The 14,459-nt window shown below is 70.2% G+C and carries 15 protein-coding genes and 2 pseudogenes; 9 read left to right on the top strand and 8 right to left on the bottom strand.

Going from position 1 to position 14,459, the window contains the following annotated elements:
- Positions 1-39: 39 nt before the first annotated feature.
- Together ACZ6KY_RS05010 and ACZ6KY_RS05005 are read right to left on the bottom strand one after the other, a co-directional pair.
- Positions 40-1,260 carry an MFS transporter gene (locus ACZ6KY_RS05010; protein ID WP_469308892.1) on the bottom strand — a complete coding sequence of 407 codons (1,221 nt, stop codon included), beginning with the start codon at positions 1,258-1,260 and terminating at the stop codon, positions 40-42.
- A 34-nt stretch (positions 1,261-1,294) separates the two neighbouring features.
- Positions 1,295-2,266 carry a helix-turn-helix transcriptional regulator gene (locus ACZ6KY_RS05005; RefSeq protein ID WP_469308891.1) on the bottom strand — a complete coding sequence of 324 codons (972 nt, stop codon included), beginning with the start codon at positions 2,264-2,266 and terminating at the stop codon, positions 1,295-1,297.
- Between the two features lie 263 nt (positions 2,267-2,529).
- On the opposite strand from ACZ6KY_RS05005, the gene ACZ6KY_RS05000 reads away from it, so the two are divergent.
- Entirely contained in the window at positions 2,530-3,264 is a 735-nt protein-coding gene (locus ACZ6KY_RS05000; protein ID WP_469308890.1) for an alpha/beta fold hydrolase, read from the top strand.
- Here ACZ6KY_RS05000 and ACZ6KY_RS04995 read toward each other — a convergent pair.
- Positions 3,248-4,276, bottom strand: coding sequence for a helix-turn-helix domain-containing protein (locus tag ACZ6KY_RS04995; protein ID WP_469308889.1), 1,029 nt, complete (start codon positions 4,274-4,276; stop codon positions 3,248-3,250). The genes ACZ6KY_RS05000 and ACZ6KY_RS04995 overlap by 17 nt on opposite strands.
- Before the next feature lie 460 nt (positions 4,277-4,736).
- A complete protein-coding gene (locus ACZ6KY_RS04990) occupies positions 4,737-5,183 on the bottom strand; it encodes an anthrone oxygenase family protein (protein WP_469308888.1) in 447 nt (148 codons plus the stop codon).
- A gap of 91 nt (positions 5,184-5,274) precedes the next feature.
- Between ACZ6KY_RS04990 and ACZ6KY_RS04985 the strand changes: the two genes are divergently transcribed.
- The 6 genes and pseudogenes from ACZ6KY_RS04985 to ACZ6KY_RS04960 all read left to right on the top strand — a co-directional run bounded on the left by ACZ6KY_RS04985 (position 5,275) and on the right by ACZ6KY_RS04960 (position 8,419).
- On the top strand, positions 5,275-5,853 hold the full coding sequence (locus ACZ6KY_RS04985; RefSeq protein WP_469308887.1) for a TetR/AcrR family transcriptional regulator: 579 nt from the start codon (positions 5,275-5,277) through the stop codon (positions 5,851-5,853).
- A 93-nt stretch (positions 5,854-5,946) separates the two neighbouring features.
- Entirely contained in the window at positions 5,947-6,081 is a 135-nt protein-coding gene (locus ACZ6KY_RS04980) for a hypothetical protein (protein ID WP_469308886.1), read from the top strand.
- Positions 6,082-6,178: 97 nt separating this feature from the next.
- Positions 6,179-6,817: an NUDIX domain-containing protein gene (locus ACZ6KY_RS04975; RefSeq protein ID WP_469308885.1), complete on the top strand. Its 639-nt coding sequence runs from the start codon at positions 6,179-6,181 to the stop codon at positions 6,815-6,817.
- Positions 6,818-6,872: 55 nt separating this feature from the next.
- Positions 6,873-7,019: pseudogene (locus ACZ6KY_RS04970) on the top strand (VOC family protein); the annotation flags it as partial.
- A 319-nt stretch (positions 7,020-7,338) separates the two neighbouring features.
- Complete coding sequence (locus tag ACZ6KY_RS04965) at positions 7,339-7,965, top strand: phosphotransferase-like protein (protein ID WP_469308884.1); 627 nt, start codon at positions 7,339-7,341, stop codon at positions 7,963-7,965.
- Between the two features lie 46 nt (positions 7,966-8,011).
- A complete protein-coding gene (locus ACZ6KY_RS04960; protein ID WP_469308883.1) occupies positions 8,012-8,419 on the top strand; it encodes a hypothetical protein in 408 nt (135 codons plus the stop codon).
- 77 nt (positions 8,420-8,496) lie between these two features.
- Here the strand turns inward: ACZ6KY_RS04960 and ACZ6KY_RS04955 are convergent, their stop codons facing one another.
- The gene (locus ACZ6KY_RS04955) at positions 8,497-9,000 is read right to left on the bottom strand and encodes a zinc ribbon domain-containing protein (protein WP_469308882.1); all 504 of its coding nucleotides are present in this window, start codon (positions 8,998-9,000) and stop codon (positions 8,497-8,499) included.
- A gap of 15 nt (positions 9,001-9,015) precedes the next feature.
- Here ACZ6KY_RS04955 and ACZ6KY_RS04950 point away from each other — a divergent pair, with 15 nt between their 5' ends.
- Together ACZ6KY_RS04950 and ACZ6KY_RS04945 are read left to right on the top strand one after the other, a co-directional pair.
- The gene (locus ACZ6KY_RS04950; RefSeq protein ID WP_469308881.1) at positions 9,016-9,579 is read left to right on the top strand and encodes a dihydrofolate reductase family protein; all 564 of its coding nucleotides are present in this window, start codon (positions 9,016-9,018) and stop codon (positions 9,577-9,579) included.
- Between the two features lie 199 nt (positions 9,580-9,778).
- A pseudogene (locus ACZ6KY_RS04945) lies at positions 9,779-10,623 on the top strand (transposase family protein).
- A gap of 262 nt (positions 10,624-10,885) precedes the next feature.
- On the opposite strand, the gene ACZ6KY_RS04940 reads toward ACZ6KY_RS04945, so the two are convergent.
- The 3 genes from ACZ6KY_RS04940 to ACZ6KY_RS04930 all read right to left on the bottom strand — a co-directional run bounded on the left by ACZ6KY_RS04940 (position 10,886) and on the right by ACZ6KY_RS04930 (position 14,415).
- Positions 10,886-12,331 (bottom strand): carboxylesterase/lipase family protein, encoded by a 1,446-nt coding sequence (locus ACZ6KY_RS04940; RefSeq protein ID WP_469308880.1) that lies wholly within the window; start codon positions 12,329-12,331, stop codon positions 10,886-10,888.
- Positions 12,332-12,412: 81 nt separating this feature from the next.
- On the bottom strand, positions 12,413-13,318 hold the full coding sequence (locus tag ACZ6KY_RS04935) for an MBL fold metallo-hydrolase (protein WP_469308879.1): 906 nt from the start codon (positions 13,316-13,318) through the stop codon (positions 12,413-12,415).
- 131 nt (positions 13,319-13,449) lie between these two features.
- The gene (locus ACZ6KY_RS04930; RefSeq protein WP_469308878.1) at positions 13,450-14,415 is read right to left on the bottom strand and encodes an SMP-30/gluconolactonase/LRE family protein; all 966 of its coding nucleotides are present in this window, start codon (positions 14,413-14,415) and stop codon (positions 13,450-13,452) included.
- Positions 14,416-14,459: the final 44 nt, after the last annotated feature.

The following is a 14,459-nucleotide window of genomic DNA, read 5'->3' as shown; positions in this document are numbered from 1 at the left end:
CCCACGCCACGCCGGCAAGATTCGTCGGACACGCCCTGGCTAGTCCGTGGCGGCGGGTTCCGGCTGGGTGTCCGGGCGCGTACCGGGGACGGCCGGCTGTCGTCGGCCGTGCCTGCCCAGTGCCGCGAGGGTCAGGGTCACGGTGACCGACCCGGCCGCCATCAGCGTCATCGCCGTGGCCGGGGAGGCCAGTTGGGCCAGCGTGCCCGCGAGGGCGGCGCCGACGCCCTGCAGGGCGGCCATGCCGGTGGCGTGCAGGCCAAGGGCCTGGCCCGCGAGGTCGTCGGGGGTCAGCGACATCAGGCGTTCCTGCAGGACCAGGCTCGCGGCGAAGCCGACGGAGGCCAGGGCGGCGGCCGCGGCCGACAGCACCACTCCCGGCCGCAGGACGAAGAACAGGTAAGGAGCCGCCAGCAGCAGGCGCAGCGGCGTCGCGAGACGGGGGCGCAGCGCGGGCGGTACCAGGCGGCCCACGGCCATGTCGCCCGCGAACATGCCCAGCGCCCCGCACGCGTAGAGCGTGCCGGCGGCATGGGGGGCGTAGGAGACGTAGAGCGAATCGCTGCCGACCACCAGGCCGTTGGGGACCCACAGGCCCAGGTAGGCCAGGCGGCGGGGGCGTGAGGACCACAGGAGGGCGTTGGTGCGCCAGGTCGCCGAGACGGACGGGCGGCCCGAGGAGCGCGGCGGGCGGGCCGTGAGGCCCAGGCGGGTGACGAGGGCCGACAGCACGTACAGCGCCGCCGCCAGGAGCAGGCAGGTCCGTGGGGACAGGAGCGCCAGCAGTGCGCCGCCCGTCGCGAAACCGGCCATCTGCGTCAGGCCCCAGAGCATGTTGAACACCGAACGGCCCAGGACATAGCCGTCCTTGGGCAGGATCTCGTTCAGCAGTCCCCCGCGCACTCCCCCGCCCAGCGACGCGACCAGGCCCTGCGCCAGGACGACGGCGAAGACCGACCTGACCGGCAGGCCGGGCAGCGCCAGCACCGCCGTGCCGGCCGCGAAGGCGAGGGCGAGGGCGCAGAGGATCGCGCGCGGGGGCAGGCGGTCGGCGCCCGAGAGCAGGAACGTGGCTCCCAGCAGCTGTGTCAGCTGCGGGCCGAACATGCTCACCGCCGACAGGAGCGGGGAGCCGGTGGCCCGGTAGACCAGCGTGGCGAGGGCCAGGGAGCCGATCGTCTGGGCCGCGGCGAAGGTGGCGAAGGAGAGCAGGAACGGGGTGAACTCCGGGGTACGGAACAGGGTGCGGTAGTTGCGCATGCGTGGGAGTCTCGGGGCGGCCCGGGGCCGGTGTTCACTGTTTCGCCGACACGCGAAAGGTCGTACGTGCGCATGGGCTGTGGCGGTACTGGGTGGGTGTGACGCCGTAGGCATGGCGGAAGCGGCGGCTGAAGTGTGACGCGTCGGCAAAGCCGCAACGGTGGGCGACGACGTTGACCGGCAGCTGCGGCCGCACCGTCAGCAGGGAGCGTGCGGCGCTCAGCCGAATGCCCAGGAGGGTCTCGGCCAGGGTTTCGGGCTGAGTGGACCAGCGCTGGAAGAGGTGTCTCACGGAGACGCCGAGCTCATCGGCGATCTCCTCGGCCGTGAGCTCGGGGCGGGAGAAGTTCCTCCGCATGAACAGGGCGGCTCGGTCCACCAGGTAGCCGTTCGCGGCGTCTCGCGAGGTGCGGTCGTCGGTCGGGACCGTCGTGCGCAGCAGCGTCGAGGCGAGGTTGGCTGTGATGGGTGCCAGGCTTGTGCGGTAGTCGGCGGCCAGGGCCGGGGCGGTGGTGCACAGGGTGGCGATGTGGCCGCGCAGGAGGTCGTAGAACGGGCTCGCCCGTAGGTGCGCGGCGGCGGACTCGACCTGTTCCATGGTCAGGCCGAGTGCCGAGCGTTCGACCTGGACGATGCGTGCGATGCCGTGCCCTGGCCTGGTGTACGAGTAGCGGGAATTGAGGTCGGTGACGTACAGGGCACCGCGGTGCAGCGGGTAGGTGTTGCCCTGGTGGACGTAGCTGCCCGGTCCGCCGTCGTGCAGCACGAAGACCACCCGTTCCGGCCCGTCCTTGCGCGCGTGTCGGGCGGTCCGGGTGTGGCTGACACCGGAGCTGGCCTGGTGGAGCAGCGCGACGTCGGGGTTGAGCTGCCAGTGTTCGAGGCGCGCGTGGACTCTGTCCGGCGGTCCGAGGAGGCGAAGGTCGTGCGCCGCCGTCGCGCCGGTGAGGACGGACTGCAACGCGTCGGCGCGGTCGCCGGCCGGCAGCGGGCTCGTGTCGAGCAAGACGGACATGGTGGGCACCGCCCTTCGCCGGTGAACCGGTGATCCTGCGAATCCTGTGCCGGCCAGTCGATTGCCGGCGTGTCGATCCTCCCACCCCGGTCGTGCCTCGCCTGAAAATGTGCACGCACAGCAAAGAAGTCATGCGTGATCGGTCCGAGGCCAGAGGCCAGGTGCGGCGACCTTAGGGGTGGCTGCGACAGCCGAGCAGCCTTCAGCGCCGTCGGATGACCGACGCCGCGCCTACCCATCGCCAGGAGATGAAGATGACTGACTCCGCGAATCCCTCAGGTCCCACCGTTGTCCTGGTACACGGCGCGTTCGCCGACGCGGGCAGCTGGGCGTTCGTGACCGAGCGTCTGGTGACGGCCGGGGTGCCGGTGCGCGCGATCGTCAACCCGCTGCGCGGTATCGGCCACGACGCCGCGTACGTGGCCGGCATGATCAACCAGATCCCCGGTCCGGTCCTGGCGGTCGGACACTCCTACGGCGGCGCGGTCATCACCAATGCCGTCCCCAAGACCGGCAATGTGGTCGGCCTGGTCTACGTCGCGGCCTTCGCTCCCGACGAGGGCGAGGTCCTGGGCGACATCGTGGCCCGCTCCAAGGACAGTGTCCTGACCACCGCGCTGGAGGAGTACCAGTACCCCACCGGCGATGGCGCCGGGACCGCCACCGAGGTCCTCATCGACGCCGCGAAGTTCCGCGCGGTCTTCACCGCCGACCTGCCCCAGCTGCAGTCCGACGTCTACGGCCTCTCGCAACGCCCGATCGCGGCCGGCGCGTTCGCCGAGAAGAGCGGCCCCGCCGCCTGGAAGGACCTGCCCGTGTGGGCCGCCGTCGCCACCGCCGACACCGCCGCCGGCAGCGATGTCGTGCGCGAGATGGCCCAGCGCGCCGGTGCCGACATCACCGAGATCGAAGGCTCCCACGTCATCATGATCTCTCAGCCCGACGCCGTCACCCAGGTCATCCTCGACGCCCTCAAGAGCGTCGGCTGACCGCACGGCAGATGACGCATCCCGCGTGACCGGCGATGCCCTTGTTCGAACGCTGCCGCGGCGCGGTTTCGCGCATGCTGCGCCATTCGCGCGCACTGACTCCGAACTCCTGGCCGAACCGTCGCGTGAAGTGGCTGACGTTGCGAAAGCCCCACCCACGGGCAACCGACTCGATCGAACGCAACCGTGCCGCCGGTAGCGACAGTTCGGCACGGACCCCCTGTAAACGGAGACCGATGATCAGTTGCTCCAGGCTGACGTCGACCGCCGCGCACACGCCGTACAGCTTCCGCACCGAGATGTTGTGGGCGGCCGCGATCGAGCCGGCGTTCAGGCCGGGATCGCGCAGGTTCTGGCGCACGTACCCGCGAATACGCACCCACAGCGTCTGAGCGGCAGCCTCACGCCGAGTGGCCGCATCGGGGGACAGTGACGTGACCAGCGCGCGAGCGAGGTCAACGCTGGAACTGGCGACCTCCGCCGCCAAAGGGTGTGCGCTCAGGGCGTCGGCCGCGTCGAAGAGTCCGACGATGTGGGTCGTCACCAAGTCGTAGAGCGGACTGCGAGCCAGCCGCGGCAGAGCGTACTGAAGCAGCCCCGTCGGCACGTCGAGCTGTTCGAGTGGCATCATCAACGCCCGTGAGGCCCCCTGGCGGGACCAGGAGAACTCGAACGCCTCGGTCATGTCCATGCCCATCAGGGTGCCGGGGCGCACTCTTCCCAGTGGCTCGAACTGCCGCTGAAGTCCCTCGCCATGCTCCTGCACCGCCAGCGCGAGCAGCGGCACCGGATCCCGCCGCGCCTGTCTTTCGCTGCGGGACATCCGCACCGACGACGTCGCGGCACGGAACAGATAGCTTTCGCCCAGCTGCCACACGTCCAAACGGGCGCTGACCGGTTGCCCGTCCCCCAGGAGCGCGACGGACGAAGCGCTTGTCTCAGCCATGGCCACCCGCACGCGCTCGGCGCGATCCTCGGCAGGCACGGTCAAGGTGTCGAGGATGACAGCCATGGCAGTCCCAGGTACCGAGTTCCGAAAGAGCGCTTGGCGGCAGCGTAGTGCTTCGGAAAGCTCGACACCCCGCGGTCCGGTGCCGGGGATACGGGCCCCGGACGAGCCCGGCCGGGGCCCGCCCCGGAACGGGGAACCCCTCCTTGGCCTCCGGGCGGACACCCGCCACCACCGCACGAACGCCGAGAAGTGTCCTGTCGCAGCGCATCTGTCAGACAGCGAGCCGTCGGCCTGCTGGGATGCCAGGCCGTTCGAGAAGGCGGAGGCCCCCGGAGGGGCGGAGGCCCGGGGTTCTCGAACGACCCGGCTTTCCCGGAAGTCGCGATCCCGGTGGCGGCAGAACCTCCGGCAGAGGGGGCCTGGTCCTGGGTTCCGAGGGCGGTGCGGATCCGTGCGAATCGCCGGCCACCGCCCGCGGAGCGGAGGAGTGCTGCCACCTGCGCGGTCTCGGCCCGCGGGCTCAGGCGAGGGCGGCGACGAGCAGGGTGAAGGCGGCGATGATGACGGCGACGCGGACGTGGTGGAAGCGGTTCCAGCGGTGCAACTGCTGCTTCCAGTCGGCGGGCCGGTTGTCAGGGGTCCACGTCTTGTTCAGGTTGTTGATCGGGACGAGCAGCAGGATCGACATGACCACGCTGAGCATCAGCAGCGCGCCGGCGGTGACGACGAGGCCGGTGCCGTGGTGGTGCCATCCGGCGATGGCCCAGACCACGACGAGGACGAGCGAGCCGATGTACCAGACCGGCATCACGGCGCCGAGCATCCGGCCCCCGTGGGCATGGCCGAGTTGGCCGCTGTCCTCGGGGAGTGCGTTGAGGATCGGGTTCATGACGAAGGCGACGGAGAACTCCACCCCCACCATCAGGCCGACGATCACGGTGGTGACGACCTCGAGTGCGTTGAGCATGATGACCCCTCCCGAGATATAGCATCGCTAGGTGATGAGGCAACGCTAGTACTACTGCCGCTCCATTGTCTAGCGATGCTAGGATCACATCATGTCGGTACAGGAACGCAAGCAACGCGAACGGGCGGAGCGCGAGCGCCTCATCGTGGCGACGGCCCGCGAACTCGCCGAGCAGCAGGGCTGGGACGCGGTCACCACCCGCCGGCTCGCCGAGAGCATCGAGTACAGCCAACCCGTCCTCTACAGCCATTTCCGCGGCAAGCGCGAGATCATCGGCGCCGTCGCCCTCGAGGGTGCCGCCGAGATGGCCGCGGCGCTGCGGGCCGCGACCTCCGCCGCGGACGGCCCTCGCACCCGGGTCACCGCCCTCGCCCGCACGTACCTCGACTTCGCCGAGCGCAACCCGGCGGTCTACGACGCCATGTTCCAGCTCGACGGCGGCCTGGCGTTCGCGCACGAGGACACCCCGGAGCCGCTGAAGGACGCTTTCGCCGCCCTGCTGGAAAGCCTCGGCGAGGTCGCCGGGGACGGCGTCCACCCGGGACTGTTCACCGAGGTGTTCTGGGCGGCCCTGCACGGCCTTGCGACCCTGACCCGGGCGGGACGGCTGCCGCCGGCGGACGCCGAGCGGAGGGTGGAGCTGCTGGTGGACCGGCTCGCCATGGTCTGACACACCGTCCGAACGGACGGGCAGCCGGGATCCCGCTCCAGCCACGACTCGAACCCCACCGAGCACAACGCCCGTCCCGCCTTCCCCGCACGGATGCTGGACGTGTGGCACCCCGGGTCGATGGCGCTGCCGGCGCTGGCCGGGGTGGTGATCGCCGCGCTGGGCGCGGTGATACCGGCGCGTGCGGCGGCACGGCAGACCATCGCCCGAGTCCTGCACACCGAGTGACGGCCACGCCGCGTCGAAGGAGGGCCTGCGCCCGAACCATGACCACCGGAACCTGAGTATCAGCATCAATGTCAGTGCCGCTTGCCAGGATGTGTGGATGACCTCAACCGGCCGCCTCCTCACCGCCTCTGACGATCAGCCGCGTGCCCAGCTTCTGGGGCTGGTCGGCGCCATCGAACCGTGGGACGACCTGGAGCGCGCCCATCTGGAGACCGCCACGCGGTGGATCGCCGGCGGAGCCCCGCTCCACCGGGTGCGCAAGCCGGATGTTCCGGCGATGCACTTGGTGAGCTACTTCGTCGTCCTCGACGAGAGGCGCGCGCAGTTGCTGCTCGTCGCGCACCGCAAGGCGGGCCTGTGGCTGCCGGCCGGGGGCCACGTCGAGCCGGGTGAGGACCCGTGGGCCGCGGTGGTCCGCGAATGCCGTGAGGAGCTGGCCATCGAGGCCGTGGCATCACCGATCACCGGCGAGCGCCCCCTCTTCCTCACCGTCACCCGAACCCGGGGACAGCACGCGCACACCGATGTCTCGCTCTGGTACCTCCTCGACGCCGACGCCCGCGCCGTCACCTCCTACGACCAGGGCGAGTTCAACGCCATCCGGTGGCTGACCGACGAACAGGTGCTCGAGGAGTCCGACGAGCTGCTCGACCCCCACATGCACCGCTTCACCCGCAAGCTGCAGCACGCCCGGACCATGGGACCGGAGCATGACCGGTGTCCCGCTCAGCCGTAGGCGGCGGTCTCCAGGCTGTTCATCGATGAAGTCCACTGGCCGACCCGGAGGTGCCATGCCCCTGCAGATGAAGTTGAGCGCGATGACTCTCGACTGCCCTGATCCGTTGGCTCTGGCGGCGTCCTATCAGCAGGCCACCGGCCTCGGACCCCACCCGAGACCGGACGCCGACTTCGCCGGTCTCAACCGCGAGGACGGACTCTTCAAGGAAGGCACGGCAGACCGTCCGACGGCCCGGGCGGCAGAGCGGTCAGGCGGCGCGGCAGAGGGCCGCCGGGCCCGGACCACGGACAGCCGGCCGTCTGAGCTGCCGAAGTCCCCACCCGGCCAGTGACCGCAAGCGGCCCGCGCGCCCTTCACCGCCCGCTGCCGCCGGGCGCGGGCGGGCCGCTCACCGCGGGGATCCCCTCGGCCGAGGGATGGACGTAGCACCGGCCGTTCTCCGGCTTCTTGTGCCTGCGATGATCGGGACGGCAGCACACCCAGTTCGAGGCCTACGCTGCGGACGGAAGGGATGACACATGGCGCCCGAAGCGGCTGCGGAAACCGCGGACCCGGCTCACGCTTGTATCCCCGACACCGCATCCGGGGGCACGGTGATCCTGCTCAACGGCACGTCCAGCTCCGGCAAAACCAGCATCGCCCGGGCACTGCTCGACCTCCTCGACGGAACGTGGTTCCACATGCCGGTGGACGCCTTCCACGCCATGCGCGGTGGGCGCGGCGGGCGCGCGATGTCCGACGAGGACCTCCAGGCGGAGATCGACCGCACGGTCAAGGGATTCCACCGCGCCGTCGCCGGCATGGCCGCAGGTGGCAACAACCTCGTCGTCGACCACCCGCTCAGCCGCCGCTGGCGACTGCTGGACCTCCTCGACCTGCTCGTCCCCGAAGACACCATTCTGGTCGGGGTCCGCTGCCCGCTGCCCGAGCTGGAGCGCCGCGAGATCGAACGCGGCGACCGACAGCGCGGACTGGCCGCCCTGCAGTACGGCCAGGTGCACTCCCACGAGCTGCATGACCTGGACGTCGACACCAGCCTCCGCTCTCCGGCACAATGCGCCCTTCACATCCGTGACTTCCTGTCGGACCGGCCACGCCCCACCGCCTTCGACACGCTCCGGCGGACACTGCGCCGGCCGAAATGATCCACCCTCGGCAGCCTGCGGAACTCGGTGACAACGGACGAGTCCGGTGTGCCCCGCGCCAGGACGGCCCAGGCGTGAACGTCTGAAGACGTCGCCGGGCCTGGGGCGGTTATGCTCCAAAATCTTCGAAGCGAGCCTCGCCCTCGTCCTCGACGAGGTCGTACGCCGCTGTACCAAGGACGCGTCGGCCCCGGACGGAATCCTGGTCGCGCTGCCGCACCGGCATCAACTCGCCTTCCACGTCGTCCGCGACAGAGGCGTGGCCCCTTCGCTCCATGCCATGGCCCGGTTCGCTGCAGTGGGCTTCGAGGAGTCACCGGGCGCGCTGAGCCCCTCGGCGTTCTGGTGGCAGGAGGGCAGCTTCACCCCGATCGCCACGCAGGACAATGCCGGCCTGCACATCAGACTCACCCAAGAGGCCATGGACCTGACGGCACGCCTTGCGGACGGGTAGCCCGTCCTGGCTCAACACTCAGGTTTGGCGCCACAGTCGACACATCATGGGCGGACCAGATTGACGTGCTCCCTGGCCTAAAGTCCAGGGATTCCGGCCTGGGTCGTCTGACCCGTCCGGGGGCTTCCTGCTTCAACGCGCTGTGCGGGCACGTGTGCCCGTCTTACCGGCGCTCCGCAGGCGTTTGGCGTCTCCACCCGTCCGGCGGCGCCGATGCGGCGTCCTTCGAACAGGACGTTACGTGCTGTGTTGTGGTCGCGGTCGTGGACCGTATGGCACTGGCCACATGTCCACTCCCGCACGTGCAGGGGCTTGGGGCCGTCCCGGAATCCGCAGGCCGAGCAGGCTTGAGAGGACGGGAAGGCCCGGTCCACCTTGGCGAAGGTGCGGCCGTGCTTGACCGCCTTGTACTCCAGCATGGTGACGAACGCGGACCATCCCGCGTCGTGCACGGACTTGGCGAGCCGGGTGCGCCCGAGGCCGGACACCGCGAGGATCTCGTGAGGTGACTCGGCCCAGGGGATCTCGCGAGCCGCGATGAGTCCTGCGGCGTCCGGCGGTCGTACTGTCGAACCCGTCACCGAGGAGGACTTCTGATGCGCAGCGTGACCTATTCGATGAACGTCTCACTGGACGGCTACATCGTCGGGCCGGACGGCGGCTTCGACTGGACGGCGCCCGACGAGGAGGTCTTTCGCTCCGCCACCGACGAGATCCGAGAGGTCGGCGTCCACCTGCTGGGACGACGGCTGTACGAGACGATGCTGTACTGGGAGACCGCCGACCAGAATCCATCGCTCGACTTCTCAACGCTCGAGTTTGCCGCGATCTGGAAGTCGCTCCCCAAGGTGGTGTTCTCCACCACGCTCTCGGCGGTACAGGGCAATGCGCGCCGGGTCTCCGGCGGCCTGGCGGAGGAGATCGAGCGGTTGCGAGCCGAGCCGGGGGACGGCAACATCGCGATCGGCGGCGCGACTCTCGCCGCCGAGGCGGCCGCGTCGGGTCTGGTCGACGAGTACCGGGCCAGGGTCCACCCGGTGCTGGTCGGCGGTGGCATTCCGTTCTTCCCCCGGCACGAGCGCCGGGTGGATCTCGAACTCGTCGAGACCCGCACCTTCCGCTCGGGAGTCGTCTACCTCCGCTACCGCGTGGCACGTTAGCCGGCTGGTCCGCCGAGCCCTGGGAAGGACGGGCCGGCCAGTGACGTTCTCTCAGCGAAATGACCTGCGCGAAGCGGTGTGAACCACCGCTTGGCGAAGGTGGGCCGGACGGACCACACCCGACCGCAGACGCACGTAAAGCCCCTGGTAGGACAGCTCTCACCGCAAGATCATTGCCGCAGCCACCAGAGGCTTCACGTTGGTCACCCACATCGCCACGCCCGACGTCCCGCGCCACGTCGTGGAGTACCTGGCCCGGTTGCTGGCCGTGCACCGTCGACGGATCGGAACCCCGAAGGGGGCGCGGGCGCTGGGCCCGTTCCGTCAGGCGGTGCTGGTACTGCGCTGGTTCCGTGAGCGAGGCTGTGTGCACTGTCTTGCCCGGGACGCCGGGGTAACCCAGGCAACCGGCTACCTCTACCTCTACCTCTACCTCTACCTCTACCTCTACCTCTACCTGCACGAGGGCATCGACGTCCTCGCAGACCAAACCCCGACCTGCATGCGGTGTTGGACCGTTGCCGCGCCGAGGGCATGACACACCTGGTACTGGACGGCGCATTGATCGCATGCGACCGGGTCGCCGGTGTCCGCGAGAACGGCAACGACCTGTGGTCCATCCAGAAACACAAGAGTTTCGGCGGCAACATCCCGTTCCTGTCCGCTCCAGACGGCACGCCTTTGTGGATCCCGGATGTGGAGCCGGGCTCCACGCCGGACATCACGGCCGCGCGGCTGCACGTGCTGCCGACGCTGTACAAAGCCGGCGCCGATGGCCTGCCCACCCCGGCCGACAAGGGATACATCGGCGCCGGGATCGGGATCCGTGCCCCCGTTCGCCGCCCCAAGGGCCGCTCCGAGAAGGCCCTGGACATCGACACCCGCACGACGAACGCCCTGATCAGACACGTCCGAGCCCTCGGCGAACGCACCGCCGCCGAACTCAAGGAACGCTGGCGCACGTTGAAGCGCATCAGCCTCAGCCCCACACGGATCGGTGACATCGCCCGCGCTGCACCGGTCCTCAACAACCACTGGAAGTGATCTTCATTGAGAAAACCTCACTGACACTGGCAGTCACCGGAAGTTCCCGTGAACGCTTCAGTTCAGACGCAAGGCCTTACGCCGGCCCCGTACACCGAGAGCCTCCGCCTCGTCGAACGGCCGGCCGGCGACGCCACCACCGGACAGCGGACCAAAACGCGCGTGGAGCCGCCCGATCCGGAACGCGACGCCAAGCCGGGCCTTCCCTGCCGTCGACGCGCCATGCGCGGCGGCGCTCGGCGCGCTCGGCCGCGGTTGGCGGTCAGGCGACGCCGATGTGCTGGACGTGGCCTCCGGCCGGTTCGTGGACGGGCCAGCCGGGATTGCCGGTCTCGGCGAACCGGATCCACGATCGGTGGATCCGCGTGGCGAGTGGGGCGGGCGGTTCGGCGTTGCCGAGGAGCCCTCGTGGGCCGCGCAGCGATGGCAGGGACAGGCGGTCGAAGACGAACGGCAACTCCATGACATGGCTGGCGCCCAGTCGCCCGTCGTTCGCGTCGGAGCGCCAGACGAATTCGTAGCAGTACGTCCCTCCGGTCGCGGCGCTCGCGTGTGCGGCGGCCATCTTCCGGGTGCCGGCTGTGAACAGCCCGTCACCGAGGATGGTGGTGCGCAGATCGGCGGCTGAGGCGGACGGGTGCTGTGCCCGGTAGGCACGGACGGCTTCGTCGGGCTCGGGGTGGAACCGTGCCGCGGTGTCCCGGACATCGGCGTCAGTGGTGTTCGCCAGGAGTCCCAGTGGGGCCAGGTAGAGACTGCCCTCGTCGAGGTTGGCGCCGATCAGGAGGTCGACCTCGCCTCCCTGGCCGGCGGCGACCGCGGTGGCCGGCTGGTGCTCGCTGACCAGGCTGAAGGACGTGATTCCGCCGAGCGGGTCGTGGTGGGTGGACGTGCGCAGGTCCAGGCCGGTCAGGCCGGCCATGGCGGTGACGAGGCGCTCGTCGGGGACGTCGGCCAGGGTCTTGGCGGTGGGGTCGAGGTCCAGCTCGCGTCCGACCGCCGCGGTGACGATGCCCGCCTGGTCGGGAGTGAAGGCGCCGGTGCCACTGCCGCTCTGGATGATCACCCGTCGGACCAGGCCCGAAGATGCCGGGTCGGCCAGGATGCCGCCGACGATGACGGCTCCGGCGGACTGGCCGAAGAGCGTGAGGTTGCCGGGGTCGCCGCCGAAGCGTGCGGCGTTCTCCCGGATCCAGTGCAGGGCGGCCAGGACGTCGAGCATGCCGCGGTTGTCCGGGGCGTCGGGCAGGTGCAGGAAGCCGGGGATGCCCAGGCGGTAGTTGACGGTGATCAGGACGACGCCGTCGCGGGCGAAAGCCGTTCCGTCGTAGAGCGGTGCACGGATGGAGCCCGCGACGAACCCGCCGCCGTGCACGAACACCATGACCGGCCGGGGCGGTCCATCCGGCTGCGGGGCCCAGATGTTCACGGTGAGGTAGTCGTCGCCGCGCTGCCAGCCCGGGCCGAAGTAGGGCGACATGTCGAGGGTGCCGAAGGAGTCCCGGGCGGGCTGGGGCGCAGTCGGTCCCGGTTGCGTCGCGTCACGGATCCCGGTCCACCGTTCGTGCGGGCTCGGTGCGGCGAAACGCCTGCGTCCGACGGGCGGTGCGCCGTAGGGCACATTGAGGAAGACGGACCCGTGTCGGTGGAGGCGACCACGGATCGGGCCTGAGGTGGTGGTGACGGTGGCGGGATCGGCGGGTGCCATCTCGGCTCTCCTGGCTGCTGGTTGCTCAGGTGGGTGCCGCCGCTCCGGGGTGGCCGGAGCGGCGGCGGGGTGGAGTCGGGGTCAGTACCGGGTGATCGGCGCCCACTTCTTGATCGCGAATCCGCTGCCCTTGTGCTCGACTTCGAGGGCGCTGTGGCCGCTGAAGTGGGCGGGCAGAACGAGGGCGCCCGTGTCGGCGGCCCAGCCGAGCAGCCTGCGGCGGGTGGTGCGGGCCTGGGCCGGGTCCTGGCAGAAGCAGCTGTTGTGGTCGGGGTGTGCGACCTGCAGAGGGGTGTGCATCAGGTCGCCGGCGAACAGGGCCCGGTCGCTTCCGGAGGTCAGCTTGACGACGCTGGATCCGGGCGTGTGGCCGGGGGCTGCTTCCAGGCGCAGGCCGGCGTCGATGGTGTGGCCTTCCTCCCACAACTGGACCTGGCCCGCGGCGTGCACGGGGGCGACGCTGTCCTCGAAGACGTTCTCGTTGACGCCGCCGGCGATGTCCGGGTTGTTCGCCGGGTTCCAGAACTCGAAGTCGGCCTTGGGCATCAGGTAGGTGGCGTTCGGGAACGTGGGTACCCAGGCACCGTCGATCAGGCGGGTGTTCCAGCCGACGTGGTCGACGTGCAGATGGGTGTTGACCACCAGGTCGACGTCCTCGGGCCGCACGCCGACGCGGACGAGGTTGCCGAGGTAGTCCAGCCGCAGGTGGTCCCATCCGGCGACGGCTGGGCGGGTCTTGTCGTTGCCGACGCCGGTGTCGATCAGGATGGTCCGGCCCTCGCTGCGCAGCAGCCAGGTCTGCATCGCGATGTTGACTATCGCGTCGTCGGCACCCAGATGATCGGGAACCAGCATCTCGCGGTGTTCCTGCCAGGCGTGCTCGGGCAGGTCGGGGAAGAACTGGTCCGGGGGCATGATCGGACCGTGCATCTCCTCGATGCGGGTGACAGTGATGTCGCCGAGTTTGAGCTCGTGCGTGTTCTGCATGACGTTCTCCTGACGTGCGGGCTTTCCGGGAGACCGGGGCGGCCGTGACGGGCTGAGCGGGAGTTGACAGAGCGGGGCGGCCCGAGGGGCCGGTGTGCTTCCCCGGGGGTGCGCTTTCGGCCGGCGCGGGGCTAGTCGTTCAGGTGGGCGAGGAGCAGGTTGGGGTCCTTGGCGGTGACGTAGGCGGCGCTCAGCACGTAGACGGTGGCGCCGCGCAGGGCGATGGACGTGGGGTTCTGCAGGCCGTCGGCCGGCGTCAGCACGATGGAGTGGCTGCCGTCGGGCTGGACGAGCGCGACCTCACCGGGGCCGTTGAGCGCGGCCAGCAGCCGGTCGCCGCGGCCGGTGAAGGCGAAGTCGTCGATCCCCGGCAGGCCGGTGGCCTCGGTCCGGACCGAACCGGCGCGCCCGTCTCGGAGGATGGGGATGCGCAGGATGGTGCCCTTGTCGAGGTTGGTGGCCCAGACAGCACCGTGATGGACCTTCAGGCCGTTGGCGCCGAGGAAGCCGGTGGAGGCCAGCTCGGGGGCAGTGGACCAGGCAGTGGGGGTGCCGCCGGTGGTGGGCAGACTCCAGATGGTGCCCAGCACGGAATCGGTGACGTAGAGGGTGCGGGTACGTGCGTCCAGCGCCAGGCCGTTGGGCAGGCCGCTCGCGGGCAGCGCGGCGATCCGCTGGGGTTCGCCGCCGGGGCGCAGGCGCCACACGCCGGTGAGGTCGGGGGTGCCGGTGGCGTAGAGGAAGTACAGGGTTCCGTCGTGGGCACGGACGATGCCGACGGTCAGCGGGAAGCCCAGCACCGGGGTGTGGACACCCCCGTCGGCGGGCTTGGGCAGGGTGGCCAGGATCCGGATGGCGCCCTTGGGGGAGACCTCGGCGATCTGGCGGCCCTCGGCGAAGGTGACGTACGCGGCGCCGCCCGGTGCCAGGGCGACGTTCTCCGGCGTCTGGCCCTTGGCCAGGTCGAAGTGCATGGCGATGCGTGCGCTGCTCAGCGGGGCGGAGACGGCCGACGCCGTAGCCGGGCTGAGCGCTGCGGCAGCGGCCGCGACAAGGACGGCCGCCGACACGGCGGGCGCGGAGATCTTCTTGAACATGGTTCCTTCACTGGCTTTCGGGCATGCGACAGCAACACGCCGAC

It is taken from the genome of Streptomyces sp. NPDC042002, from assembly GCF_055588305.1.
Note: the sequence above shows the minus strand (reverse complement) of the source record. Positions and strands in the feature narration are given on the sequence as shown.

Coding starts and splice junctions, on each gene's coding strand:
- ACZ6KY_RS04975 (WP_469308885.1), top strand. CDS start 6,179: ATGACCTCAACCGGCCGCCTCCTCACCGCCTCTGACGATCAGCCGCGT.
- ACZ6KY_RS04985 (WP_469308887.1), top strand. CDS start 5,275: ATGTCGGTACAGGAACGCAAGCAACGCGAACGGGCGGAGCGCGAGCGC.
- ACZ6KY_RS04990 (WP_469308888.1), bottom strand. CDS start 5,183: ATGCTCAACGCACTCGAGGTCGTCACCACCGTGATCGTCGGCCTGATG.
- ACZ6KY_RS05000 (WP_469308890.1), top strand. CDS start 2,530: ATGACTGACTCCGCGAATCCCTCAGGTCCCACCGTTGTCCTGGTACAC.
- ACZ6KY_RS04935 (WP_469308879.1), bottom strand. CDS start 13,318: ATGCAGAACACGCACGAGCTCAAACTCGGCGACATCACTGTCACCCGC.
- ACZ6KY_RS04950 (WP_469308881.1), top strand. CDS start 9,016: ATGCGCAGCGTGACCTATTCGATGAACGTCTCACTGGACGGCTACATC.
- ACZ6KY_RS05010 (WP_469308892.1), bottom strand. CDS start 1,260: ATGCGCAACTACCGCACCCTGTTCCGTACCCCGGAGTTCACCCCGTTC.
- ACZ6KY_RS04995 (WP_469308889.1), bottom strand. CDS start 4,276: ATGGCTGTCATCCTCGACACCTTGACCGTGCCTGCCGAGGATCGCGCC.
- ACZ6KY_RS04930 (WP_469308878.1), bottom strand. CDS start 14,415: ATGTTCAAGAAGATCTCCGCGCCCGCCGTGTCGGCGGCCGTCCTTGTC.
- ACZ6KY_RS04940 (WP_469308880.1), bottom strand. CDS start 12,331: ATGGCACCCGCCGATCCCGCCACCGTCACCACCACCTCAGGCCCGATC.
- ACZ6KY_RS04965 (WP_469308884.1), top strand. CDS start 7,339: ATGGCGCCCGAAGCGGCTGCGGAAACCGCGGACCCGGCTCACGCTTGT.
- ACZ6KY_RS04980 (WP_469308886.1), top strand. CDS start 5,947: ATGCTGGACGTGTGGCACCCCGGGTCGATGGCGCTGCCGGCGCTGGCC.